This window comes from Pseudomonas sp. B13(2017) (genome assembly GCF_002113245.1).
GTDB lineage: Bacteria > Pseudomonadota > Gammaproteobacteria > Pseudomonadales > Pseudomonadaceae > Aquipseudomonas > Aquipseudomonas putida_Z.
Map to the genome: position 1 here is coordinate 157647 of NZ_NEJX01000008.1, position 25498 is coordinate 183144.

The following is a 25498-nucleotide window of genomic DNA, read 5'->3' on the forward strand; positions in this document are numbered from 1 at the left end:
TACGACCGCTCAGCGACAAAAGTCACATTTTCCCCCGAACGGCACTTGCGGGATCCCCGACCCACTGCTTGAATCCAAATCGTCAGTCTGCATGTGACTACCAAGTCACGCCCGCAGTCGAAGACACCTTTTGCCGGCCACCCAGGGCCTCGATGCCTTGGGGCACGGCAAATTGCCCACCAAAAACAATACCGTCGACGCACGTGCCAAGGATCGACACAGGGCCCCCCGGTTTCTCTTCAGGCAAATGCCTACCTGTCATAAAGAACGTGCACCCTAGGTGACGCGAATACCCTTTTTGCGCCAGGAGTCGATGACATGAGGCCAGAAATCGCTGTACTTGATATCCAAGGTCAGTATCGGGTTTACACGGAGTTCTATCGCGCGGATGCGGCCGAGAATACGATCATTTTGATCAATGGCTCGCTGGCCACCACGGCCTCGTTCGCCCAGACGGTACGTAACCTGCACCCGCAGTTCAACGTTGTACTGTTCGACCAGCCATACGCGGGCAAATCCAAGCCGCACAATCGGCAGGAACGCCTTATCAGCAAGGAGACCGAAGCACATATCCTCCTCGAGCTGATCGAGCACTTCCAGGCAGACCACGTGATGTCGTTCTCGTGGGGTGGCGCAAGTACGCTGCTGGCGCTGGCGCACCAGCCGCGGGGTGTGAAGAAGGCTGTAGTGAGTTCTTTCTCGCCGGTGATCAACGAACCGATGCGCGACTACCTGGACCGTGGTTGCCAGTACCTGGCCGCCTGCGACCGCTATCAGGTCGGCAACCTGGTCAACGACACCATCGGCAAGCACCTGCCGTCACTGTTCAAGCGCTTCAACTACCGCCACGTCAGCAGCCTGGACAGCCACGAGTACGCGCAGATGCACTTCCACATCAACGAGGTGCTGCAACATGACCTGGAGCGGGCGCTGGATGGTGCACGCAATATCGACATCCCGGTACTGTTCATCAACGGCGACCGCGACGAGTACACCACGGTCGAAGATGCGCGGCAGTTCAGCAAGCACGTGGGCCGCAGCCACTTCAGCGTGATCCGCGATGCAGGCCACTTCCTGGACATGGAAAACAAGACCGCTTGCGAGGACACCCGCAGCGTCATGCTGGGGTTCCTGAAGCCAACCATGCGTGAACCTCGTCACCGTTACCAGCCTGTAAAACAGGGGCAGCATGCATTGGCCATCTGAGCAGCTCGGCGTCCTGTGGATGAGACCCGCAAGCCAGGGGGCGCCGACAAGCTTTTTTATAACTTGGGCTTCTAATTCGTTGAGGGTTCTGGTAAAAAGTGCTGCGCAAACGCGGGTATAGTTTAGTGGCAAAACGAAAGCTTCCCAAGCTTTAGTTGAGGGTTCGATTCCCTCTACCCGCTCCACATCGCATTCCCGCATGGCGTTCCCGCAACGTCATCGCTGTTAAAAGGAGCCCAGGCTCCTTTTTTCGTTTCTCCCCTCCCTTTGACCTGCCCCATGGCCATTTGCCTGCCGATCCGCTTCAATGCGTGGATGGATTCGTGAAGCATTTCGAAAGGACGACGCATGTTTCTCTCCCGCTGGCTACCAGGCCTTGCCAACCTGCTGCACTACCGCCGCGAGTGGTTCCACGCCGACCTGCAGGCCGGCCTCTCGGTGGCAGCGATCCAGATTCCCATAGCCATCGCCTACGCGCAGATCGTCGGCCTGCCGCCGCAGTACGGCCTGTACGCCTGTGTGCTGCCGATGATGGTCTACGCCCTGATCGGCAGCTCGCGCCAGCTGATGGTCGGCCCTGACGCCGCAACCTGCGCGATGATCGCAGGCGCCGTGGCGCCGTTGGCCATGGGCGAGCCGCACCGGATTGCCGAACTGTCGGTGATCGTCACCTTGCTGGTCGGGGTAATGCTGATCGCGGCCGGGGTGGCCCGGGCCGGGTTCATCGCCAGCTTCTTCTCGCGGCCGATCCTGATCGGCTATCTCAACGGTATCGGCCTGAGCCTGATCGCCGGGCAGTTGTCCAAGGTGGTGGGGTTCAAGATCGAGGGTGACGGCTTCATCCTCAGCCTGATCAACTTCTTCCAGCGCCTGGGCGAAATCCACTGGGTGACGCTGCTCATCGGTCTCGCCGCTCTGGGCCTGCTGATCTGGCTGCCACGGCGCTACCCCCGCCTGCCTGCGGCGCTGACGGTAGTGGCGCTGTTCATGCTGTTGGTCGGCCTGTTCGGCCTCGACCGCTTCGGCGTCGCCATTCTCGGCCCGGTCCCTGCCGGCATCCCGCAGCTGGCCTGGCCACACAGTAACCTGGCAGAAATGAAAAGCCTGCTGCGCGACGCCTTGGGTATCGCCACCGTCAGCTTCTGCAGCGCCATGCTCACCGCACGCAGCTTTGCCGCCCGGCACGGCTACGCGATCAACGCCAACCACGAATTCGTCGCCCTGGGCGTAAGCAACCTGGCTGCCGGCGTTTCCCAGGGTTTTGCCATCAGCGGCGCAGACTCGCGCACGGCGGTCAACGACATGGTCGGTGGCAAGAGCCAACTGGTGGGCATCATCGCCGCGCTGGTCATCGCCCTGATCCTGCTGTTCTTCACCGCGCCGATGGCGTGGATCCCGCAGGCCGCGCTGGGCGCCGTGCTGCTGATGGCCGGCTGGGGGCTGATCGACATCAAGTCGCTGGGGCACATTCGACGCCTGAGCCGCTTCGAGTTCTGGCTGTGCCTGCTGACCACGGTCGGCGTGCTGAGTCTGGGCGTACTACCCGGTATCGTGTTTGCCGTGACCCTGGCAATCCTGCGCCTGCTGTACAGCATCTATCAGCCCACCGACGCGGTGCTGGGCTGGCTGCCGGGCACCGAAGGCCAGGTGGACATCCGCAAACACAAGGATGCCCGCACCGTGCCAGGCCTGGTGGTGTACCGCTTCGACGACGCGATCCTGTTCTTCAACGCCGACTACTTCAAGATGCGCCTGCTCGAGGCGGTGCAGAGCCAGGACCAGCCCAAGGCCGTGCTGTTCGATGCCGAAGCGGTAACCAGCATCGACGTCAGCGGTATCGCCGCCCTGCGCGAAGTGCGCGACACCCTGGCCGCCCAGGGCATCTTCTTCGCCATCGCCCGCGCCCGCGGCACCTTCCTGCGCATGCTGGTGCGCTCGGGGATGGCCCGCGAGATGGAAGACAAACTGCTGTTCGGCTCGGTGCGGGCGGGCATTCGCGCCTATCGGGTTTGGCGCAACAGGAGTCGTATTGTGAAGGTGACCGAACAAGGCTGACGGCGAGTTGATGCCACAAATTTGCCTCCTACAGAGGAAAGGACTAATCGGCATTCGGAAAGGGATGATGGGCTAGCGACAACCTTGTTCGCTAGCCTCGTTTTCCCGCTCTGAAAACACGGCCGGGCACTCCCTTATCTGTAGCGCTGGATAACCGGCAGCTACGCCAATGGCGTACACGCTGCTATGCTTTTCACTGAAACAACCTTGTTCACCAAACGAGTCAGAGAACTCCTTGATGATGACACCTATCGCTTGCTGCAAGTCAGGCTCATGGCTTCACCTGAGACAGGAGACCTGATTGAGGGAACCGGTGGCCTACGCAAAATACGAGTGCCCGCTAACGGGCATGGAAAACGCGGTGGTGCCAGGGTTATCTACTACCACTTCATATCCAGATCACAGATAGCCATGCTCTACATCTACGGCAAAAATGAGCAGCCCGATCTGTCCAGCGAGCAGCGCAAGGCATTGAAGTCCATCATTGAACACTGGAGGCATGCATGAACCGCTTTTTTGACGAACTGATGGAGAGCGTTCAACAGATGGACGACATCGTCCAGGGCAAGTGCGCGCCGTCTCGCGAATTCGCAATCGATGCTCTTCAGGTACGAAGCATCCGCAGGGCAACAGGGCTTTCACAAGTACGCTTTGCCGAGATGATCGATGTTCAGGTCGCCACGCTGAGAAATTGGGAACAAGGCCGACGAGAACCGACCGGGCCAGCCAAGGCATTGTTACGTGCGATACGCAACGATCCAGATCATGTACTGAAGGCCCTTGCTCACTGACATAGGCCCGCCTGACCAGCATGATCACCTGTGACCGACTGTTCAGCGCTTTGGCCGCTACAAACCGTCCGCCTGCAACCATTCAGTATCCCAACCTCTCCAGCATCACAACCTCTGGCTCCGCCGGACGCTGATAGAACCGTAGCAACGCCCCCGTGCGGTTGGTAAAGATCCCGTCGACACCCGCCTTCATCGCCTTGTCGAAGTCCACCGGTTCGTCGAGGGTGTACGCATGCACCAGCAAATCCCGCGCCTGGCTGGCCTGGTTCATCCAGGGCTGGATCAGGTCGGCATAGCTCTGTTCGCCCAGATGAGTGCGCTTTGCAGAAGGCCCCGTACCGACCGCACCGCCCTGCCTGGCCTGATCGAGCCAGCGCAGGAATTCTGCCTGGTCCTTCGGCTGCTGACGGGCATAGAACGCGGCCTTGTCGGTTTCACCCGAGTCAGCGAAATCCTGCCCGGAAGCGGGCTCGATGGTTTTTGTCCCCACCCACAACAGGAGTACCTTCGGCACCTGCGGCATGGCCTCGTGCAGCAACGCCAGGCTGTTGCGGTCGAAGGTCTGCAACACCACACGGCCTGGCCGGTCGAGCCAGCCGCGGGCTGCGAGGCGCGCCTTCAGGTCCTGCTCGATACCCGGGAACTGCTTGGGGACCTTGGTCTCGATGTACAACCCGGGGTGCCGCTCGGGGTTGCCTTCAGCGATGTCGATGACCTCGTCCAGGGTGAGGATCGGCAGTTTGCGGAAAGAGGCCCGGGCACGCGCCGGGTAGGCCTGGTTGAACCAGCTGCCAGCATCCAGCGACTTCAGCTCGGCGAGCGTGAAGGCGCTGACCGGGCTGTCCTTTCGCTCTGGGAAGCGCTCGGCGACATCGCTGGTACGCGACAGCACATCGTCATGGACCACCACCAGCACGCCGTCACTGCTACGTTGCAGGTCGAGTTCCAGGTAGTCGGCGCCCTGGTCACGGGCCAGCAGGTATGCAGGGGTGGTGGATTCCGGGGCATCGTACGAGGCGCCGCGGTGGGCGATCACCGCCGGGTGCGCAATGCCGTGGGCGGTGGCCAGGGCCTTGCCATTGCTGGCGGAAGCGGCCGATACAGTGAACAAAGCGGTCAAAGCCAAGAAACTGAAGATGGGATTGCGCATGGATAAGTCCTTTATCGTCCTGTGAACCTTGCGCTGCCTGTTCTGGCCTCTTCGCGGGCACGCCCGCTCCCACAGGTACTGCACTGAATTCAAGGGCAGTGTAATTCCTGTGGGAGCGGGCGTGCCCGCGAAGGGGCCGGCATTGCCGACACAAGGCCCTTGCCTGGATACAACCCTCGCACACCTTGCATGACATGCTAAAGTCGCCCCCGTTCCCGCTCCACCCAACGGACCCCAGCATGCCCGCACTAGACGCCACCCTCACCCCCTGGCCGGAACTCGCCGCCCACCACCCTTGCGACGCCCTGCTGCTGGGCAACGGCGCCAGCCGCGTGCTGTGGAAGCCGTTCGGCTACTTCTCGCTGTTCGAGGAAGCGCAACGTGCCGGCCGCAAGAAAGGCCTGGCCGTGAGCGACCAGGCACTGTTCAAGTCGCTGGGTACGGAACTGTTCGAGCCGGTGCTCAGCGCCCTCAACACCACCGTGCGCACCAACGCCGCGCTGGCCATCAACTCCACCGCGCCGCTGAACCGCTACTACTCGATCAAGGAAGCGCTGATACACGCCGTACGCACGGTGCACCTGCCGTGGCCACTCATGCCGGCCACGACCCTGGCAACCCTCAACCAGGCCCTGCGCGGCTACCGCAGCGTCTACACCAGCAACTACGACCTGCTGCTACCGTGGGCCGTGCAACACGCCCCGCACGGCTTCGCCGAACTGTTCGACGAGCAAGGCTTCTTCGACGTGCGCCGCACCAACGGCGAAGGCACGCGGGTGCTGCATCTGCATGGCGGCCTGCACCTGCTCAAGCTGCCCGACGGCACCACCCGCCAACGCAGCGCCGACAGCGCCGAACTGCTCGATGGTTTTGCCGTGAACATCCCGGGCGAAGTGCCGCTGTTCATCAACGAAGACCGCAGCGACGAGAAACTGCGCGCCATCCGCAACTCTGACTACCTGGGCTGGTGCCTGGGGCAACTGGCGCGGGAAAGCCAGGGGCTATGCCTGTTCGGGCTGCACCTGGACAGCAGTGACCAGCATCTGCTCGAAGCCATCCGACAGGCCCGACCGATGCATCTGTCGATTGCCATAAGGCCGTTGAGCGAGGCATCGGTGATCAACCAGAAGCAGCATTTTGTCGACAGGTTCGGGGATATGCCCGGGACCGTGCTGCATTTCTTCGATGCCAGTACGCATCCGTTGGGGCAAGCAGCGTTGGCTATTGAAGCACCGCTCACCCACAGGTGAAGTGGACCAATTGGGGGCCGCTTTGCGGCCCATCGCAGGCAAGCCAGCTCCCACAGGGATCGCGCAACTCCTGAATTCTGCGCGGTACCTGTGGGAGCTGGCTTGCCGGCGATGGGCTGCGTAGCAGCCCCGTTTACGCTATCTGTCAGGCATCAGGGCTTGCCCGCTCCCACAGGGATCGCGCAACTCCTGAATTCTGCGCGGTACCTGTGGGAGCCGGCTTGCCGGCGATGGGCTGCGTAGCAGCCCCGTTAATGCTATCTGACAGGCATCAGGGCTTGCCCGCTGAATCACTCGCCCCATCAAGGCGCCGACGCGGTTGTCACCTGCACGGCCGGGCCAACTGCAACCGGCTCGGGCATCGCTACATCGCCGCCCAGCTGGCGGATTTGCCGAATCTGCTGGACCCTGTTCAGGTTTTCCCAGGCGACGGGATAGTGCCCCGGCGACAACTCGATCGCGCTGCGGAAGAACTGCTCAGCCACATCCAGCTTGCCTTCCACCAGGCAGACATAGCCGACATCATTGCTGGCCTCTGCACGCTTTTCGACCTGTTCGAAGGCAGACACCGCCTCCTCATAGCGCCCCATGCGAGCCAGCAGCAACCCATAATTGCGCCAAAGCGGTTTGTAGGTGCCGTCGTAGCTCACACCACGCTTGTACCGGAGCTCGGCATCGGCCCATTGCCCGGCCATGTAGTAGGAATACCCCAGGCTGTTCTGCACCAACGCCGAACGTGGATCGATGAGCTCGGCCAGGCGGTAGTAGGTCTGCGCCTCGGCGAAGTTGTCGGCCAGATCCGCGAGCACCCCCAGCCCGTTGTAGGCCTTGAGCGGCGACTTGCTGTCGACCCTGAGCGCAGCCGCCCCTGTCTGGGTGTTGGCCGCGTCCTTGGCGAAGCGTTTCTGATCCACGGCAACTGCCTTCAACAGCATTACCTTGGCCTGCTCATGTTTACGCATGGACAGGTTCAGCAGGCCCATTTCCGTCAAGGCATCGGGGTTTTCAGGTGCCTTGCTCAGTACCTCGGTGAAGGCCATCTCGGCAAGCTGGTTATTGCCCCGTTCGCGGTGGATACGACCAACCCAGACCAGGGCCTCATAACGTTCGGGCGCCAGCTCGAGGACGCGCAGGTACTGGTACAGCGCCTGGTCCAGGTCACCGGCCTGGTAAGCCATAGCAGCCATCTGCATCGCCTGGTCGGGCGAGTTGCTTTGCGACTGCACTTGGTAGAGCACCGAATTGCCAGCGGAGTAGACAGAACGCACCCCATTCAAGTCTGGCCCAGTGCTCTGGCAACCCGAGAGCACGGCGATCATGGTCAACAGCAAGCTGATCCTGTTCATGTCATGGATTCCCGAACGTTTTAAGTATCCCGATGATCACCGGGCCGATGGCTACCAGAAAGAAGCTTGGCCACAGACAGAAAATTAGCGGAAAAACCAGCTTTGTTCCGATCTTCGCGCCCATTTCCTCGGCGGCCTGCATGCGCCGGTCACGAAACTCCTCGGCGTAGATTCGCAAGGTGGCCGCTACGCTGGTGCCGAAGCGGATGCTTTGGGCCAACAGGCTGACCAAGCCTTGGATGTCTTCCAGCCCGGTCCGGTCCGCCAGTTGCCTGAGCGCTTCGGTACTGGAAATACCGGCGCGGATTTGCGCATTGACCAACGCCAGTTCCTCGGCCAGCTCGGCCTGGCTGACCGACATTTCTTCGGCCACCCGCTCGATTGCATGGGGTAACGCCAGACCCGATTCTACGCACACCACCATCAAGTCCAGGGCATCTGGAAAGGCCGCACGCAACCGACCCTGCCGAGCCGTCTTGCGCTTGTCGATATACAGTGCCGGCAGCAACCATCCGACTGCAGCCCCTGTGAGCACCACAGCGATAATCACGGTTGAGGAAAGGTTGGGTACCAGTGGCAGTGTCAACAGCGATATACCAACCAGAATCAGCGGCAACAGCAAACGAACCGCCCAGTACACCTGTACCGCTGACGCCGAGCCGTAACCCGCGTGGGTCAAAAGGGTTCGGGTGGCTGACGCCTGCCCTTGCTCAGACGGGCCAAGGCGCCGACCGACCCGCTCCAGCAGGAGTTGCAGATTGCCTGGCGCCTCCCGCCCGGCCGCAGCGCTGGAGTGATCACGCTTGATTAATGCAAGACGACGTTGCAGAGGGCTCTGCAACCCCAGCACCAGTAACGTCACGGTGATCACCGCAATGACCGTACTCACCCCGATCGCACCGACGATCAGCAGGCGTGTCAGTGCCTCATTGTCCGTCACCCGACTTAATAAACCGAGCAAATAATCCATGACCGACGCCCCCGTTGCGAGAACTGCTTAAACCTGGATTCGGATGATTTTGCGAATCCAGAAGATCCCGACCAGCATGGAGCCAAAAGCCGCCATGATGAGCTTTTGGCCGAAAGGATCGTTGACCAGCGTTGGCAAATACGTGGGGCTAGTGAGCATGATCCCCGCCGCCAGCACAAAGGGTACGGCCACCAGGACCCAAGCCGACATTCGCCCTTCGGCCGACATCGTCTTGACCTTGCGTTGAAAGCGAAAACGCCCCCGGATCAGGCTACTCAGACGCTCCAGAACTTCGGTAAGGTTGCCGCCAGTCTCGCGATGAATGAGGATCGAAGTCACCATCATCATCACCGTCATACTCGGCACCCGTTCCAGCAGGCCAAGCATGGCCCGGCGCACATCGTTACCGTAGTTGATATCGGCGAAGGTCAGGCCGAATTCATGCGCCACCGGTCCCTTGTGCTCCTCTGCCACCAGGCGCAGGGTTTCATTGAAGGGATGCCCAGCGCGCAATGCCCGGCACATGGCTTCCAGCGCATCCGGCAAACCCTCCTCGAATCTGGCGAAACGCATGCCACGGTCATGGGTGATTTTCAGCAGCGGCAACCAGAACGCCACGAACGCTACCGCCAGCGCCAACCACCAGTAAGGAAAGAACATCCAGGCCAGCATCCCGGCAGCCGCTGCCAGAACGAGCCCCATCAGCAATACCCGATAGGCCCGGTACTCATGCCCGGCTTGCTCGATCATTTGCGTCAGCGACGCCATGAAGGGTAACTGCTCGAGCCGCGCCTCCAGCGGCGACAAGCGGTTCAGGTACTTCTGCCGCAGCACAGTCTGCATGTTCGGCAGATGGCTTGCCCGCTCCAGGAGCACCAGTCGGCCGCGAATACGTTTGCGTACCTTGCCCGCTTCGCCGAACACTGGCACGACCAATCCTTGGCTGAGGAGAAACACGGCAACAAACACCATGCCTAGAAATATCAGGATGTATTCAACGGGTATCTGGCTCATGGCTGACCAACCTCCATCCATTCCGGCCTGAACATAGTCAACGGCAACTCGATCCCGCGCTTGGCCAAAGAATCGCGAAAGGCCGGGACCATGCCACTTGGCCGGAAATCACCAAGCACCTGGCCCTGCTCGCCCAGGCCATTGCGGACGAACGAGAATATCTCGGTCATGGTGATGATTTCGCCCTCCATGCCGTTGATCTCCTGCACACTGACCAACCGCCGCTTGCCGTCTTCCTGTCGCTCCAGCTGGATCACCACATCGATGGCCGATGCGATCTGCTGGCGCATGGCCTTGATCGGGAAAGTAGCGCCAGACATCAAGACCATGTTCTCGACCCGGCCCAGCGCATCGCGCGCGGTGTTGGCGTGGATGGTAGTCAGTGAACCATCGTGACCAGTGTTCATCGCCGTCAGCATGTCCAGCGCCTCGGCACCACGCACCTCGCCGATCACGATGCGGTCTGGGCGCATCCGCAGGCTGTTGCGCACCAACTCACGCTGGCCCACCTCGCCGCGCCCCTCGATGTTCGCCGGCCGTGTTTCCAGGCGCACCACATGCGGCTGCTGCAGTTGCAGCTCGGCCGAGTCCTCGATGGTGACGATGCGCTCGTTATGGGGAATGAAACTGGACAGCACATTGAGCATGGTGGTCTTGCCGCAGCCGGTGCCGCCGGAGATCAGCACGTTCAGCCGCCCCCGCACGATCGCCTTGAGCAGCAAGGCGATGGCCGGCGTCAGCGCGCCCGCCTGGATCAGGCTGTCGGTATTGAGCAGGTCCACCGCAAAGCGGCGTATCGAGATACTTGGCCCGTCGATGGCCAGCGGCGGGATGATCGCATTGACCCGCGAACCGTCCTTGAGGCGTGCATCGACCAACGGCGAAGACTCGTCGATACGCCGGCCGAGGCTGGAGACGATGCGGTCGATGATGTTCAGCAGGTGCTGATCATCGCGAAATCGCACATCGGTGCGCTGCAACTTGCCGAACCGTTCGACGTACACCGAGTCATGCCCGTTGACCAGAATGTCGGACACCGTATGGTCGGCCAGCAGCGGCTCCAGCGGGCCAAGGCCAAGCACTTCGTCGGTGATCTGCTTGATGATCAACTGGCGGCTGGCAGAGCTTACCGGCGCCGAATGCTCATCGAGCAGACGCTGGCAGATATCACGGATCTGCCGCACGGCCTCGGCCTGCTCAAGCGAATCGAGCAAGGACAGGTCCATGACCTTGAGCAGTTGCTGATAGGTTTTTTCCCGCCACTCGGCTTCCACCGATGTGACCTGGCTTTTCGTTTCAAACAGAACATCCGGTGCCGAATGTTCCCACGCCATCAACGCCTCTGCCGGGTCCTTCGCGCCTCCACCCTGCTTCGACGGCGTCAACGCCTCGGGGGTGGCTGCCTGTTTGCGCAAACGGTTACGGAAATCGCTAAGCATGGTTCACCCCCGAAAAACACGCTTGAAGGCGCGTTTGAACAGTCCCGTGTCAGTGTCCACCTGCTTGCCAACCAACTCCTCGGCCAGCCCACGCAGCGCCTGGGTGATCGCGGAGCGAGGTGCTTGCAGGCCTAATGGCACACCCGTGTTCTGGCTCTGATTGATGACGCTGAAGTCATTCGGCAGTTTCACGATATTGGTGCAGCGCAGCGCCTCGCCAATATCCTTTAGGCTGACCGGTGCCGCCTTGTCGTAACGGTTGACGACCACCTCCAGCTGATTGCCGCGCACGCCCAGGTCATCGCGCAGAATGCGCGCCAGGGAACTGGCATCGCGCAGGTGGTTGACGCTCTGCTGCACCACGACGTACACCCGGTCGGCCTGCTCCAGCACCGAAGCGGTGATGTGATCGATCTGCCGCGGCAAGTCCGTCACCACCCAGTCATAGTTGGCCCGCGCCAGCTGCAGCAGCGCATCCAGCTGTTCGGCCTGCACATCCTGCGGCAGGCACAGCTCATTGGCGCGGCTGCCAAGCACATGCAAGGACGGGCTGAAATGGCTGCAGAAGCCGCGCAGTGCAACACCATCCATTTCTTTTATCTGCTGCAACACGTCCAGTTGGCTGTGCGACTGCGCCACATCCAGATGATGCGACACGCTGCCAAACTGCAGGTCCAGGTCAAGCAACAGGGTGTTGCCCTTGAGGCTGAGCTGATGCGCCAGGTTGCAGGCCAGCACCGTGCCGCCGGAGCCACCCTTGGCATTCATCACCGCGACCAGTTTGCCTGTTGCCGTGCTGTTGGTCTGGGTTTCCATGACCATACGGTTCAAGGCAGCGATAAGCTCCGTGGCAACGATAGGCTCTGGCAGAAAATCACGCGCACCGGCCTGCATCGCCAGGCGCATGCCTTCCCGATCGTCCAGCAGGCCACACACCAACAGCGGCGGGCGCTCATGGGCCGGGCGTTGCAACAAGGCTGCCAGTTCCTCACGCCACAGCTGGCCAACGCGCAGCAGCAGGAAATCGGGCATCCGGTCGAGCCCGTAAAGCGGGTCGCAATGCCCATTGCTCACCTGACGAACATTCACCTCCAGACCGGAGATGCGCTGACAGATTTCTTGCAATTGACGCAAGGCCAAGGCGTCGGAACTGCTGATCAACAGACGCATCCCGGGCTTGATGGAAGTAGCGGATACGGAACTCTCCCTAAGATTCAGCATGGCGTGATCTCCGGTACGACACCCGCCCCGGTATGACGCCCGAGGCTCTCGCGAGGTAAGGTCGCCTTGAATACTGGCAGGGTAATGGGCACCCCAAAACCTGGAATAAACAGGCTGAATTGAAAGTTCTGCAGCGTCAGCTGGACATAGCGGACAGCGGCAAACCCGGTGGCGTTCACCAGATCACCGGGGTTGGCGACCTGTGCACCGTTCTTGTCCAGATAACGCAGGGTAAGGTCCGAAGTGTCCAGGTCGGCCAGCAGGCCACTGGCTCCGCTGTCGCCCGCACTGTTGAATATTGCCCGGCGCAGCACCACCGGATCGCTGATATTGCACACCGCTGCCAGCCGTGCGCCACGCCGAACGGACTCATTCAGCACATTCACGGTGTAGTACAGCCGGCCTATTTCCAGCACCCCGAACAGCAGCGTGAACATCAACGCACTGACGATGGCGAACTCCACCACGTAAACGCCCTGCATGCCTCTGCGCTTCATCACAGTGCCCTCATCACAGTGGTGGCGACCAACGGAAAGTTCAGCGCCGTGCCGCCTCCGATAAAGGCCGGAATGCCGTTGGCGATCAGTGGGGAAAAGACCGCGCTGATGGTGACCTGAACGTGGTCGTTGGTGCCCGCCACCTTGGCCACCTGCACGGTAGTATCAGCCGGCATCCCGGTCAGGCTGCAGGGCGGCGCTGAAGGTGCACCGTACACCGCCACTTTCTTGGTCATGCACTCGAGGTCGGCGCTCACTTCGACCTTGCCAAGGGTCGAGTTCCAGGCCTGGCTGGCGACAAAGCGTGCGGCATCCCGGCTGCCCTGCAGCAAGCTGTTGTACTGGTAAAGCATGCGGCCAAATTCGCCGAAAGCCAGCAAGGTCAGGAGCAACAGTGGCAGGGTGATGGTGAACTCGACGATTGCCACCCCTTGCTGACGTTGTGCACGCTTGAGCCGATAAAGTTCCATGACACGCTCCTAGGAGTCGGTGCTCGGTGTGCCACTGCCATTGATAAAGGTTTTGTACAACTGGATGATCTGCGGGCCGGAATCGTCCTGCGGAGTAGGCCCAGGCACGCCGTCACCCTCGCATTGCTTGACGAACTGGCCAAAGATCTGCGAATCCCCACCTGAGTTGTCGGCAGGCTGCACCACATAGAAGCAACCGAAACCAAGGACCGGAATCGATGATGCCCCCGAGTTCTTGCCCGAGCAGTCGCCTACCACGATCTTCAGCATCCGTCGCTCGAAAACTCCACTCGACTGGCAACCCGTACCGCCTGCGACACATGCGGCGGTCTGCGCGGCATAGTCGTTGTAGTCGAACAGCGGCGTGCCGCCAGCAGACAGGTTGCCATTGCTCGAAGTGACGACTTGGCCCTGCTGCTCCACTTGGTTAGGCGTGATTGCGTCGTTGTACTTCATTACCGGATTGCTATAGGTCGTCACCAGGTCTGGCGGATAGTCCGAACTATTGAGCGACCCGGCATACTGGCCGAAGCGAGTATTCAGGCCTTTCACAGCAGGACCAACCGTGTTGCCAGGCTTGGTAGCGGCGTTGTCACCGACATTTCGGCAAACCGAGGCGCCGCCAGCCATGAGTTCGCCAACCTCCTTGCCGCCCGAGCCAAAATCGAGCAGCTGAAAATTGCCCGGGCCAATCGGGTCGCTGTCCTTGGAAGCTGATTTCAAGACCTCCAGGTCACCAAAGCGATACCCCCAGAACATGCCGGTGTCCGGGTTGTATTTGGTCGGGTCCCCACACACCAGCAGCGGCGCAAGATCACATGGACTGGTGGGGCTCGGCCCGGCGGTTGCAATCGCCGTCACACTTTTGGTCCCCACGGTTCCTGTACCGATTGACTGGGCGAAGCTCCAGAAAAAGCCCGCCAGTGAGTAGTTCGATACCGAGACCCGCACATAGGTGGCATTGGCCGGCCCGGGGAAGGAGAAAGGCCCATAGACATTGTCTGCCAACTCCACCACGGCAAATCCGCCAGGGTTGCCGCCGATTGCCGTCAACAGCTCCATGTTGCCAGCGGCCTTGGCATTTTCGTTGAGGGTGAAGAGCGCGGCTGCTCGCGTGGTACTGGCAGAATTGCCAGTGCCCATCACCTGGCTCAGGGTCTTGGCGCCACTGAGGGCGGCGGCGTCCACGGCATTCTGCAGTCGAGTCTTGTTCAACAACATGTGACCGCCATCGAGCACCAACGCTGCCATCATCAGTATCGCCAACAAGGCGATCACGATGATGACAGTCACTGCCCCCCGCTGTTGGCCTCGCGGCGCGGTGAACATCCGTTGAGCTCGAGGAGTCATGATTACGCCCTCAATCAGCGAGTTGAATCAGTGACTTGGATCTGGATCGGCTGACCGATCTGCTGCGCATCGCCAGTCGCCCCCCGATAACCATTCATCACCTTCTCCAGCAACGGCCCATCGGCGCCGACGGCAGGCAGTTCGGTGCCTGGATTGGCGGCCACCTGCTTGTCGGCAATCTGCTGGTAGGTTGTCTGGTAGACGCTGTAACCCAGCGGGCCGACGCGCCCCTCGTCGTACGACATGCAACCGGACACCCCCGACAGCAGCGCGCAACACACGATCATGGTTCTCATGCTGGTTCTCTCCGATCAGTTCAGATCATGGCCAAAGTTGCCACCGCTGACACCGAGGCTGACGGGCACCGCGCGCCCCGGCTCACTGCCCTTGGTCTTGCCGAGCAGGTAGAAGTCCAGGTCACTGGGCTCGACGAACTTCTCAGTGGGCAGGCGCACCGCCTTGGCATCCACGGGCTTGGCGAGGTGCGGCGTCACCAGGATCACCAGTTCGGTTTCACCGTTGATGAACGATTGGCTGCGGAACAGGTGCCCGAGTATCGGCAGGTCCCCCAGACCCGGGAAACGGCTGACGAAATCGCGAGTGTTTTCGCTGATCAAGCCGGCGATGGCAATGGTCTGGCCATTGCCCAGTTCGACCGTGGACTCTGCGCTGCGCTTGGTCAGCGACGGAATAACCTGGGAAACTCCATCGCCCAGGATGCTGCTGAGGCCCGTGTCGAGTACCAGCGAGTTGGCGTTGGAAAGCTCGCTCACCGAGACATTCAGGTTGAGGTTGATACGCCCGGAGTCGAGCACCACCGGCAGGAACTTCACGCCGACACCGAATTCCTTGTATTCGATGGTGATGCCATCATCCTCGGTGATCGGCACAGGGAACTCGCCACCGGAAATGAACTCCGCCTGCTGGCCGGTCAGTGTGGTGAGGGTGGGTTCTGCCAGCACCTTGGCCGAACCATTGTCCTTGGACGCTTCCAGCACCACATTGAAGAGGAAATCGTCGGACAGGAACTGGGCGAACAAGCCTTTGCCGCCACCAATCAGCGAACCTGGCGAAAGGATCGACCCGCCGCCTGGAGTCAGGCCCAGTCCTTGACCATTGTTGAACCCGCCACCGCTCCAGTTGCCGGATGATCCAAGGGCATTGAAGCGCACGTTAAGGTTCTTGATCAGGCTGCGCTGCATCTCTGCCACTTTGACTTCCAGCATTACCTGCTGGCTGCCACCGACGCTGAGCAGGTTGATCACCTCCAGCGACTGGGCCGGGGCCGCCTCGGCGGCTTCACCCTTGCCTTGCACCACACTCGAGGTTTGTGCGGCATAGGTCTTGGCCACTTTCATCGCTGTGTCCATGGCCGCGGCGCTGCGCACCTGACCACGCAGTACCAACGCGCCCTGGGCGCTGAACACCTCGATGTTCTCTTCGGGCAGCAGCTGGTGCAGTTTGGTCTTGAGCCCGGTGAGGTCATGCACGACCTCCACATCTAGGGTGTCGATCAAGCGGTTATTGCTGTCCCACAGCAGTACGTTGGTAGTGCCCAGGGAACGGCCGAGCAAGTAGAGCTGGGTCGGGCTGGTGATCAGGATATCGGCGATATCCGGGTTGCCGACCGAGATTTTCCTCACTGGCGTACGAGCACTGATCGTCCGCGACTTGTAGATGGGCACCTGGACCATGTTGGTGTTGGCCGCCGGCATGGCGCTGTATCCCGATCCTGGTTCTGCAGCCTGCGTCACACCGACGAACAGCAGCTGCGTACCCAGCCCGCACAACAGGTACATCCCTAGTCTCTGCAAAGTATTCATGCACAACTCCTTGCGAGGTATTCTTGTTCCTGCCGAAGGTTAACCATTCGGACGCCAGCTGCTTTAGAACCGTGCTTTCGCTACTTCAACTTCAGTCCCACGGATGATGGTGACCGCGCCACCGTCACTACTGCGATTTACCACCGGTCTTGTTTGGGGTTTGAATGCTGGCGTTGCAGCCTTCACCGGCTCGACAGCGGCAACGGCTGGCGCCTGCTTCTGAGCGTCCAGCGGGTTGCGCAGAGCCAGTTGCAACTTCCCTTCGGATTGCGCCCTGACCAGCACCTCGGCCTCTTTGGCCGACATTTCCAGGGTCACGGCACGTACCACCACCGGCTGGGTCTTGTCCGTCCCCGCTGTCTGGTCCACAGCCAATACCCGGAGGTCCTGGAGGATGGTTCTGGATTCGGCGTCATTACTACCGCCATTGCTTTGCTTGGTTGCCAGAACATCGACCCGGTTGCCCGGCAACAGGAACCCGCCCACCCCGACCACATCATCCACACGCACCGAAATGGCGCGCTTGTCTGGAGCAATCAACGAAGCCAGGGTACTGCCACCCAGGTGCTCGGCCAGGCGAGCGCTACGCAGCACATCGCCGCGCAACAATGCAAAAGTGGCAATCTTGCCAACCACCTTTTCATTGCTGTCAAAGGCATCGTCAGGTACCGCATCCTTGGGCATGCGCACGATGGCGACTTGCTGCGCCTCGATCATCTGCCCGAACGGGATCTCCACCGTGGCGACCACCACGTTCTTCATGTTGTCATCCGGGGCGGCGTTGAGCCGACCATTGAGCCAGTTGTTCGCCATCAAGGCGGCGCCAAGCCCCAGGGTCAGGGACACGGCAACCAAGGTCAGCGTACGGGCACTCATGTCTGCATCTCCTTATCCAAGGAAGTCGATCTGCACGAAGTAGCTTTGCCAGGCCCATTTCAGCTCCTGCTCCGACAACGGCCCCTCGCCCCCCATGTAACGCTGGCGGTCAAGTGCCATGTTCAGCAGATCGCGAGGGTGGCAGGGCACCAGCGGCACGCCTTCTGCCTCGTACAGGGCCTGTAGCGCGTAACGCAACAGCAGCGGGTCGTAAGCCAGGCCCAGGCGTTCGCATTCCTGACGCCAGATGCGTTCGTACTCATCGACTTTCAGGTAGCTGAACTGCAGCTTGTAGCCAATCCGCCGCAAGAAGGCTTCGTCAGCCAACTCCAGCGGGTTGAGGTTGGTGGAGAACACCAGCACCAGATCGAACGGCAGCTCGCAATGGCGCCCGCCACCCAGGTTGAGGAAGTCGCGCTTCTCTTCCATCGGCACGATCCAGCGGTTGAACAGTTCGGCCGGGGCCATGCGCTGGCGCCCCATGTCGTCGATGATGAACAGGCCGTTGCTGGCCTTGAGTTGCAAGGAGGCCTGGTACTGACGGGTACCGGGATCGAAGCGGACGTCCAGTTGCTCCATGCCCAACTCACCGCCAGTGATCACAACCGGGCGTTTGCAGCGCACCAGCCGACGATCGATTCCTTCGTTGAGCAACAGGCTGGTAGATTGACTTTCTTCCTCCAGGCGCTGATGCACCTGGGGGTCGTATACCTCGATGACCGACTCGTTGATCTCGATGGCATGGGGTACCCAGATGGCTTCGGCGAACAGGCGGATCAGGCGGCTGCTGACGTAGGTCTTGCCGGTGCCTGCGGGGCCATAAATCATGATGGCGCGTCCGGAGTTCAGCGCTACCCCTAGCTGGTCGAGCATGCTCTCCGACAGCACTACGCCCGCAAAGGCCTTGTGCATGTCCTGCGTACTGATGCGGCCATGGTGGATGGTCTGCAGCTTGAGCAGGTCACGATAGGCACTTACCGGGAAGGGCGCCGCGCCGATGTAGCCGCTGCGCGCCAGTGCATCACGGGCGGTACCGCGGCCGCGTTCGGTCAAGCCGTAACGCAGCACCTGCCCCCCCGTTTGCACACCGACCTGGCCCAGTACTTCAACGCGGCCATCCTTGCGTAGAAAAGCCAGTATCTCCTCCACCACCGCACCGGTCAGCGCCAGGCGCTCGACCAGGCGCGACAGATCCAGCGTACCGGCGTCGTACAGGTGCTTGCACAGCAAATCACCGAGAAAGCTTTCCGCCAGTCCAGTCTCACGGACTGTGCGAGGTTGTGGTGCCAGGCTCTGCACTGCGTCCTTGTCACAGGCACCGCTGTCTCTGAGTGCGTACATTTTCAGCCTCCTAGGCTAAAGGCCAGCGGTTGCCAGAAAAGGCTGACAAGGGTTCCGAGAAGAATTGCCACGGCGTATGGGAAGGGCTTTCCGGCCACCTCATCAGCCTCCGGCGCGAAATACGCCTGTGCTCTCAACATCAACCAGTAACGCGATAAGGTCATCGGTAATTGGCCACGCACTAGAATTAGAAGAAGACCACATAGACATCCGGCAATCAGACTCAGGAGTGCCGCGTTGAGCGCGCCGTTCAAAGGAAGAAAAGCGCCGACCATAGCCATCAGCTTGACATCGCCGGCAGCCATCCCACCCAAGGCGTACATTGGGAGAAAAATGGCGAAGGCAATCAGCCCCCCCAGCAACCCATAACCGAAACCACTGACTCCGATGGAGTAAGCCTGACCAGCCAAGCCCAACCCCAGCCCCACCAGAATCAGGAGGTTGGGAATGCGGTGGCGACGAATGTCGCTCGCCACCGCGATAGCCAGCAGCCCCATCAGCAAAACAGTCATAACCAACGGCTCTCTGGTCATCACCGCCTCTCCCTGCTGGATGATTATTTCTATTAGCACGCCGACCCTTTGATGGCAGTGCAAAGAGTCTGCATCTTTGTCTGCACTGCAGTTCCGAGACTAGTGAATATCCCAACAACAAGTGCCGTCACCAACCCACCAGCCACCGCATATTCCACAACGGTCAGGCCATCTTCATCTTTGACGAACTTCACGACCGAAGCCTTGATTGTTTGCAGAGTCATTTCGCTCACCTCGCTAAGGACATTGTTTTTCTTCGCGGGCAGTGGCGGTTGCACTACCTGTTGGGAATCCTAGTCAGGGGGAGGCGACAGTCGTTAGGAGATTTTTGCGAATCGCTAGGACTTTTTTGCGGCCATTGGCCAGCATCCAAAAATTCACAATGCCACCAGGAAAACAGGTAGCAAGTGTCAATATGAGAAGCACTTTCGTACGCATTTGCAGCCGGCTCAGGGAAAGGTTCTGGCACGTTTGTTCAAAGCCGACGAGCGGTCGCCATGATCAAAGACCAGCCTGGCTGCGGAACCTGTCTAACATCAGGGTTTTACAAAACGCATACAACCCCTTAAGCAAAAACGATCTAAGTTAATAACCAAATTGCTCGTCGAACTAATAGTGTTTTGACAATACTGCTGCTCGTAGGGAAACTCCCAGCACTAAGGTTAAGTCACGATGTCTAACCCGGGCACAAAGCCGCTGTTGTTGTGGTTCGATCTGACACGCGATCATTCCACCGAAGCGCTGATGGCACAGTTCAGTCATGTCTGCGATTGCAAACTGGCGAAGGCCGTCGCGCATTCCGAACGCCAGCAGGCAGACATGATCTGCATGCATTTCGATCGCCCCGACACCCTCAACCTCAACCTGCTGCTGGAAGTGAAACGCAACTCACCATCCATCCCGGTCACCATGTTCACCGTGCAGCACTCCGAAGAGTTGGCTGTCTGGGCCATGCGTTCGCGGGTCTGGGAGTATCTGGTATTGCCGCTGACAAGCGGTGAGAAAAGTCGCTACATCGATGTCCTCAAGCAGCTTTGCGACATACGCCGCGCCAGCAAGGCCTCAGGCAATGCGCAGCGCATCGATCACCTTCCCTCCCTGCCGGACAGCATTCGCCTGACCGGCGAACACCACAAGCACCAGGCGCTCAGCAAGGTCATGCCGTACATCGACCAGCACTTTCGCGAATGTGTCGATCAAAAGGACCTCGCGCAGCGTTGCGGCATGACCACGGCCCGCTTCAGCCGCCTGTTCAAGGAAGTCAACGGCGTTGGGTTTCTGGATTACATCCTGAGCAAGCGCATGAACCTGGCCATGGACCTGCTCGTCAACAGCCAGATGCCGATTACCAGCATCGGCTATGAGGCCGGCTTCAAGGACCCGTCCTACTTCGCCCGCACCTTCAAGCAGGTCAGCAACTGCACGCCCAGCGAATACCGCCAGGCCCGTCAGCTGGCAGCGACGGCCAGCGAAACCGAGCCCCTGAAAGATACGAATGCGCCACTTCTGGATAACGTGTTACCGAGTGCGGCGTTTCACAAGAGCCGCTGAAGGATCACACGCCAGGCAGCAACCCGTCCCCTCGCAACAACGTCTCCAGGCAATGCTCCTGCACCCCATAGAACGCCTTGAGCTGCCCGATCTTCTCCAGCAACGCGCCGTTGTCCCCTGCCTGGCGCCGCTTCACCGCAAGAATCATCTTGTTCTTGTTGGTGTGCTCCAGCGAGATGAACTCGAACACCTTGGTCTCGTACCCGCAGGCTTCCAGGTACAGCGCGCGCAGGCTGTCGGTCAGCATCTCGGCCTGCTGGCCCAGGTGCAGGCCGTACTGCAGCATCGGTTGCAACAACCCTGGGCTGTGCAGTTGCGGGCGGATCTGCTTGTGACAGCACGGCGAGCACATGATGATCGCGGCGTTGCAGCGGATGCCGGTGTGGATGGCGTAGTCGGTGGCGATGTCGCAGGCATGCAGGGCGATCATCACTTCGATGGCCTCGGGCACCACGCTACGCACGTCACCACACTGGAACTCCAGGCCCGGATGCTCCAGGCGCAAGGCGGCGGCGTTGCACAAGTCGACCATGTCCTGGCGCAGCTCGACGCCGGTTACCTGCGCTTTGCGGCCCAGGCTGTTGCGCAGGTAGTCGTGCATGGCAAAGGTCAGGTAGCCCTTGCCAGAGCCGAAGTCGGCCACCCGCAGCGCCTGCTGCGCTGGCACCGGGGCGCTGGCCAGGGCGTGGTCGAAGACTTCGATGAACTTGTTGATCTGCTTCCACTTGCGCGACATGGACGGGATCAGCGCGCCTTGTGCGTCAGTCACGCCGAGGTCACGCAGGAAGGGCCGCGACAGCTCCAGATAGCGCTTCTTCTCGCGGTCATGGCCGCTGCTGCTGGCAGCTTCGCGCGGTGCCTGTGCGCCGTGGCGCTGGAGCATGGGCTTGCCCTTCTTGCTGAAGGTCAACTGCACTTCACCGTCGGCGTCGAACAGGTGCGCATTGCGGAAGCTGTCCGGCAGCAACTCGGCGACCAGCGCCTGGGCCTGATCCAGCGCCAGGTTGCGGGTGATGTCGCGGGTCTGGTGGCGATAGACCAGCGACAGGCACGGCTGGCCCTTGACCTGCAGCGGCTTGGCAATGATCCGTTGCAAGGTCTGGTCGGCACCGACATGGCGCGCCAATACCAGTTTGACCAGGGTATTGCCATGCAGGGCGGCGTTCAGCAGGTCGAGAAACTGGGTGCGCGCATCCGGCGCGGATGGGGCAGAAGAACTGGCGGACATGGAAAAACGGTGCCTCGGATAGCGGGGAGCGCATGGCGCAATGCGCGCATTCTACAGGGTGCTCAACTTCCTGTGGGAGCGGGCTTGCCCTAATGCCAGTCAGTTAAGGTTTGCCTGTTTAGTTGGGGCTGCTTTGCAGCCCTTCGCGGGCTTGCCCGCTCCCACAGGGGTCGCGCAAATCATGGGCTCAGCGACACACCTGTGGGAGCGGGCAAGCCCGCGAAGGGCCGCAAAGCGGCCCCCATTTGCTTAACTGACTGGCATTAGGGCTCAATCGAGAATCACCAACCGGTTGGGCAACTCGTTACGTGCATGGGTAGGCGGCACATGCTCGCTGAGCAGTTCGCCGCACGCCTCGATGCACTCGACAAAACCCTGCAAGGTGCGGCCCTGGCGTACCTGTTCGGCAAAGCGGGCGACGATGGCCGCGCGGGCGGTGGCATCCAGGTGGTGCTCGATGCCGCGGTCAACCAGGATCTCCACATGCCGCTCCGCCTCGCTGACGAAGATCAGTACGCCCGTGGCACCAGCAGTGCGCTGCAGGTTCTGTTCGCGAAACTGCTGGCGGGCCAGGCGCGAGGCGCGCCAGCGGCGCAGGGCCCGGGGGATCAGCCAGCCGGCCAGGCGTGGGCTGCGCAGCAGCAGGCACAAGCCGACGAACAGCAGCACATTGGCCACCAGCAAGCCACGCACTCCGGGCCAACCCAGCAGCCAGTGCAACAGGGCCGGCACGGCCAGCGCCAGCACGGCGGCCCAGAACAACGGCCAGTAGGCGTAGTCATCGGCCCGGCGGGCCAGCACCGTAACCAGTTCGGCATCGGTGCGCCGTTCGGCACGGGCAATGGCTTCGGCGATCTGGCGCTGATGGTATTCGTCGAGGGGGGTCATGCCGTCGGTCTCTTGAGCGTTCTTATAGTTGTTGTCCCGGCATTCGGGGCTTCATCCGCAGGCGACATATTCAGGCATAATCCGCCGCTGGAAGAAATGCCTGCAAATCGTACAACAATAGCCGCCTGAAAACTTCGGCCGCGCGCGTATCACCGTGGATACAGCAGAGGCCCCACAACGGAATTGATGATGAAACTGTCTTTGCTGGGCCTGGCCATGGGCCTTGCCAGTCAGGCGGCCCTCGCCGCCCCCTCCGCCCCGCCCCTGCAGGACAAGCAGGCGTTCATCGACCATCTGATCAGCCAGATGACCGAAGCCGAGAAGATCGGCCAGCTGCGCCTGATCAGCATCGGCCCGGAAATGCCCCGCGACAAGATTCGCGAGGAGATCGCCGCCGGCCGCATCGGTGGCACCTTCAACTCGCGTACCGCGCCCGAGAACCGGCCGATGCAGGACGCGGCCATGCGCAGCCGCCTGAAGATCCCGATGTTCTTCGCCTACGATACCGTCCACGGCGAGCGCACCATTTTCCCGATCGGCCTGGGCATGGCCGCGACCTGGGACATGGACGCCGTCGCCAAGGTCGGCCGCACCGCCGCCATCGAAGCCGCGGCCGACGCCCTGGACATGACCTTCGCACCGATGGTCGACATTGCCCGCGACCCGCGCTGGGGCCGCACCAGTGAAGGCTTTGGCGAAGACACCTACCTGACCTCGAAAATCGGCCAGGTGATGGTCCGCTCGTTCCAGGGCAGCAGCCCGGCCAATCCCGACAGCATCATGGCCATCGTCAAGCACTTCGCCCTGTATGGCGCGGTGGAAGGCGGGCGCGACTACAACACGGTCGATATGAGCCTGCCGAAAATGTACAACGACTACCTGCCGCCCTACCGCGCCGCGCTTGACGCTGGTGCCGGCGGGGTGATGGTGGCGCTGAACTCGATCAACGGCGTGCCGGCCACCTCCAACACCTGGCTGATGAACGACCTGCTGCGCAAGGAGTGGGGCTTCAAGGGCGTGACCATCAGCGACCACGGTGCCATCCAGGAACTGATCCGCCATGGCGTCGCCCGCGACGGGCGCGAAGCCGCCAAGCTGGCGATCAAGGCCGGCATCGACATGAGCATGAACGACACCCTGTACGGCGAAGAGCTGCCAGGCCTGCTGAAGTCCGGCGAAGTGACCCAGGCCGAACTGGACCAGGCGGTGCGCGAAGTGCTGGGCGCCAAGTACGACATGGGCCTGTTCAAGGACCCGTACGTGCGCATCGGCAAGGCCGAAACCGACCTGAAGGACTACTACGGCAACGACCGCCTGCACCGCGATGCCGCGCGTGACGTGGCGCGCCGCAGCCTGGTGCTGCTGGAAAACCGCAACCAGACCCTGCCGCTGAAAAAGGCCGGCACCATCGCCCTGGTCGGCCCGCTGGCCGATGCCCCGATCGACATGATGGGCAGCTGGGCTGCCGACGGCAAACCAGTGCACTCGGTGACCGTGCGCGAAGGCTTGCGCCGCGCCGTGGAGGGCAAGGCCAAGCTGGTCTACGCCAAAGGTTCCAACGTCACCGGCGACAAGGCGATGTTCGATTACCTGAACTTCCTCAACTTCGATGCCCCGGAAATCGTCGACGACCCGCGCCCGCCCGCGGTACTGATCGACGAGGCGGTGAAAGCGGCGAAGCAGTCCGATGTGGTGGTGGCAGTGGTGGGTGAATCCCGCGGCATGTCCCACGAGTCGTCGAGCCGTACCACCCTGGAAATCCCGGCCAGCCAGCGGGAGCTGATCAAGGCCCTGAAGGCCACCGGCAAGCCACTGGTGCTGGTGCTGATGAACGGCCGCCCACTGTCGATTGCCTGGGAACGCGAGCAGGCCGACGCCATTCTGGAAACCTGGTTCGCCGGTACCGAAGGCGGCAACGCGATCGCCGACGTGCTGTTCGGCGATTACAACCCGTCCGGCAAGCTGGCCATCACCTTCCCGCGTTCGGTCGGGCAGATCCCGATGTACTACAACCACACCCGTATTGGCCGGCCTTTCACGCCGGGCAAACCGGGCAACTACACCTCGCAGTACTTCGAGGAGCCCAATGGTCCGCTGTACCCGTTCGGCTATGGCCTGAGCTACAGCAGCTTCGAACTGTCGGGGCTGAAGCTGTCGAACAAGGACCTCAAGCGTGGCGACACGCTGGAAGCCAAGGTGACGGTGAAGAACACCGGCAAGGTGGCAGGCGAGACCGTGGTGCAGCTGTACCTGCAGGATGTATCGGCATCGATGAGCCGCCCAGTGAAGGAACTGAAGAACTTCCAGAAGCTGATGCTCAAGCCTGGCGATTCGCGCACGTTGAGCTTCCGCATCAGCGAAGAAGACCTGAAGTTCTACAATGGCCAACTGCAGCGGGTTGCCGAGCCAGGGGAATTCAATGTCCAGGTCGGGCTGGATTCCCAGGCGGTGCAGCAGCAGAGCTTTGAACTGCTGTAACTGACAGGTTTTGCCTGTACC

General features: G+C 61.1%; 24 protein-coding genes and 1 tRNA gene. 8 read left to right on the forward strand and 17 right to left on the reverse strand.

Features of this window, described 5'->3' with window-relative positions; genetic code table 11:
• The first annotated feature begins 318 nt into the window (after nucleotides 1-318).
• The 5 genes from phaG to nadS all read left to right on the forward strand — a co-directional run bounded on the left by phaG (nucleotide 319) and on the right by nadS (nucleotide 4052).
• On the forward strand, nucleotides 319-1206 hold the full coding sequence (gene phaG / locus CAG44_RS13230) for a (R)-3-hydroxydecanoyl-ACP:CoA transacylase (RefSeq protein WP_085692287.1): 888 nt from the start codon (nucleotides 319-321) through the stop codon (nucleotides 1204-1206).
• Nucleotides 1207-1317: 111 nt separating this feature from the next.
• Nucleotides 1318-1391 (forward strand) — tRNA-Gly (locus CAG44_RS13235).
• A gap of 163 nt (nucleotides 1392-1554) precedes the next feature.
• The gene (locus CAG44_RS13240) at nucleotides 1555-3261 is read left to right on the forward strand and encodes a SulP family inorganic anion transporter (RefSeq protein ID WP_075046185.1); all 1707 of its coding nucleotides are present in this window, start codon (nucleotides 1555-1557) and stop codon (nucleotides 3259-3261) included.
• A gap of 186 nt (nucleotides 3262-3447) precedes the next feature.
• The gene (locus CAG44_RS13245; RefSeq protein ID WP_075046186.1) at nucleotides 3448-3768 is read left to right on the forward strand and encodes a type II toxin-antitoxin system RelE/ParE family toxin; all 321 of its coding nucleotides are present in this window, start codon (nucleotides 3448-3450) and stop codon (nucleotides 3766-3768) included.
• Nucleotides 3765-4052 carry a NadS family protein gene (nadS, locus tag CAG44_RS13250; RefSeq protein ID WP_075046187.1) on the forward strand — a complete coding sequence of 96 codons (288 nt, stop codon included), beginning with the start codon at nucleotides 3765-3767 and terminating at the stop codon, nucleotides 4050-4052. The genes CAG44_RS13245 and nadS overlap by 4 nt, the downstream gene beginning before the upstream one ends.
• Nucleotides 4053-4134: 82 nt before the next feature.
• On the opposite strand, the gene CAG44_RS13255 is transcribed toward nadS, so the two are convergent.
• Entirely contained in the window at nucleotides 4135-5202 is a 1068-nt protein-coding gene (locus CAG44_RS13255; RefSeq protein ID WP_085692288.1) for a glycerophosphodiester phosphodiesterase family protein, read from the reverse strand.
• Between the two features lie 239 nt (nucleotides 5203-5441).
• On the opposite strand from CAG44_RS13255, the gene CAG44_RS13260 reads away from it, so the two are divergent.
• Nucleotides 5442-6452, forward strand: coding sequence for a DUF4917 family protein (locus CAG44_RS13260; RefSeq protein WP_085692289.1), 1011 nt, complete (start codon nucleotides 5442-5444; stop codon nucleotides 6450-6452).
• A 302-nt stretch (nucleotides 6453-6754) separates the two neighbouring features.
• Here CAG44_RS13260 and CAG44_RS13265 read toward each other — a convergent pair whose 3' ends face one another.
• The 14 genes from CAG44_RS13265 to CAG44_RS13330 all read right to left on the reverse strand — a co-directional run bounded on the left by CAG44_RS13265 (nucleotide 6755) and on the right by CAG44_RS13330 (nucleotide 19556).
• The gene (locus CAG44_RS13265; RefSeq protein ID WP_085590309.1) at nucleotides 6755-7798 is read right to left on the reverse strand and encodes a lipopolysaccharide assembly protein LapB; all 1044 of its coding nucleotides are present in this window, start codon (nucleotides 7796-7798) and stop codon (nucleotides 6755-6757) included.
• A 1-nt stretch (nucleotide 7799) separates the two neighbouring features.
• Nucleotides 7800-8768 (reverse strand): type II secretion system F family protein, encoded by a 969-nt coding sequence (locus tag CAG44_RS13270; protein ID WP_085692290.1) that lies wholly within the window; start codon nucleotides 8766-8768, stop codon nucleotides 7800-7802.
• 27 nt (nucleotides 8769-8795) lie between these two features.
• Nucleotides 8796-9782, reverse strand: a complete 987-nt coding sequence (locus tag CAG44_RS13275) for a type II secretion system F family protein (protein WP_085692291.1) — start codon at nucleotides 9780-9782, stop codon at nucleotides 8796-8798.
• The gene (locus CAG44_RS13280; protein WP_085590315.1) at nucleotides 9779-11221 is read right to left on the reverse strand and encodes a CpaF family protein; all 1443 of its coding nucleotides are present in this window, start codon (nucleotides 11219-11221) and stop codon (nucleotides 9779-9781) included. The genes CAG44_RS13275 and CAG44_RS13280 overlap by 4 nt, the downstream gene beginning before the upstream one ends.
• 3 nt (nucleotides 11222-11224) lie before the next feature.
• Nucleotides 11225-12442 (reverse strand): AAA family ATPase, encoded by a 1218-nt coding sequence (locus tag CAG44_RS13285; protein WP_085590317.1) that lies wholly within the window; start codon nucleotides 12440-12442, stop codon nucleotides 11225-11227.
• Nucleotides 12436-12939, reverse strand: coding sequence for a TadE/TadG family type IV pilus assembly protein (locus tag CAG44_RS13290; protein WP_085590319.1), 504 nt, complete (start codon nucleotides 12937-12939; stop codon nucleotides 12436-12438). Before CAG44_RS13290 ends, CAG44_RS13285 begins: the two co-directional genes overlap by 7 nt.
• Nucleotides 12939-13409: a TadE/TadG family type IV pilus assembly protein gene (locus CAG44_RS13295; protein ID WP_085692292.1), complete on the reverse strand. Its 471-nt coding sequence runs from the start codon at nucleotides 13407-13409 to the stop codon at nucleotides 12939-12941. The genes CAG44_RS13290 and CAG44_RS13295 overlap by 1 nt, the downstream gene beginning before the upstream one ends.
• Before the next feature lie 9 nt (nucleotides 13410-13418).
• Nucleotides 13419-14762, reverse strand: a complete 1344-nt coding sequence (locus CAG44_RS13300) for a TadE/TadG family type IV pilus assembly protein (RefSeq protein WP_085590323.1) — start codon at nucleotides 14760-14762, stop codon at nucleotides 13419-13421.
• A gap of 11 nt (nucleotides 14763-14773) precedes the next feature.
• Nucleotides 14774-15055 (reverse strand): hypothetical protein, encoded by a 282-nt coding sequence (locus CAG44_RS13305; RefSeq protein ID WP_085590325.1) that lies wholly within the window; start codon nucleotides 15053-15055, stop codon nucleotides 14774-14776.
• 15 nt (nucleotides 15056-15070) lie between these two features.
• On the reverse strand, nucleotides 15071-16558 hold the full coding sequence (locus CAG44_RS13310) for a type II and III secretion system protein family protein (RefSeq protein ID WP_085590327.1): 1488 nt from the start codon (nucleotides 16556-16558) through the stop codon (nucleotides 15071-15073).
• Nucleotides 16559-16645: 87 nt separating this feature from the next.
• The gene (gene cpaB, locus CAG44_RS13315) at nucleotides 16646-17458 is read right to left on the reverse strand and encodes a Flp pilus assembly protein CpaB (RefSeq protein ID WP_085590329.1); all 813 of its coding nucleotides are present in this window, start codon (nucleotides 17456-17458) and stop codon (nucleotides 16646-16648) included.
• A 12-nt stretch (nucleotides 17459-17470) separates the two neighbouring features.
• On the reverse strand, nucleotides 17471-18799 hold the full coding sequence (locus CAG44_RS13320) for an AAA family ATPase (protein ID WP_085590331.1): 1329 nt from the start codon (nucleotides 18797-18799) through the stop codon (nucleotides 17471-17473).
• 2 nt (nucleotides 18800-18801) lie between these two features.
• Nucleotides 18802-19332: a prepilin peptidase gene (locus CAG44_RS13325; RefSeq protein WP_085692312.1), complete on the reverse strand. Its 531-nt coding sequence runs from the start codon at nucleotides 19330-19332 to the stop codon at nucleotides 18802-18804.
• A gap of 32 nt (nucleotides 19333-19364) precedes the next feature.
• Nucleotides 19365-19556 carry a Flp family type IVb pilin gene (locus CAG44_RS13330; protein WP_054571983.1) on the reverse strand — a complete coding sequence of 64 codons (192 nt, stop codon included), beginning with the start codon at nucleotides 19554-19556 and terminating at the stop codon, nucleotides 19365-19367.
• A 448-nt stretch (nucleotides 19557-20004) separates the two neighbouring features.
• Between CAG44_RS13330 and CAG44_RS13335 the strand changes: the two genes are divergently transcribed.
• Nucleotides 20005-20883 carry a DNA-binding response regulator gene (locus CAG44_RS13335; RefSeq protein ID WP_085692293.1) on the forward strand — a complete coding sequence of 293 codons (879 nt, stop codon included), beginning with the start codon at nucleotides 20005-20007 and terminating at the stop codon, nucleotides 20881-20883.
• Between the two features lie 4 nt (nucleotides 20884-20887).
• Here CAG44_RS13335 and CAG44_RS13340 read toward each other — a convergent pair whose 3' ends face one another.
• Nucleotides 20888-22111 (reverse strand): SAM-dependent methyltransferase, encoded by a 1224-nt coding sequence (locus tag CAG44_RS13340; protein ID WP_085692294.1) that lies wholly within the window; start codon nucleotides 22109-22111, stop codon nucleotides 20888-20890.
• A 270-nt stretch (nucleotides 22112-22381) separates the two neighbouring features.
• On the reverse strand, nucleotides 22382-22999 hold the full coding sequence (locus tag CAG44_RS13350; RefSeq protein ID WP_075046203.1) for a TPM domain-containing protein: 618 nt from the start codon (nucleotides 22997-22999) through the stop codon (nucleotides 22382-22384).
• 186 nt (nucleotides 23000-23185) lie between these two features.
• Between CAG44_RS13350 and bglX the strand changes: the two genes are divergently transcribed.
• Entirely contained in the window at nucleotides 23186-25477 is a 2292-nt protein-coding gene (gene bglX / locus CAG44_RS13355; protein ID WP_085692295.1) for a beta-glucosidase BglX, read from the forward strand.
• The last annotated feature ends 21 nt before the right edge of the window (nucleotides 25478-25498 follow it).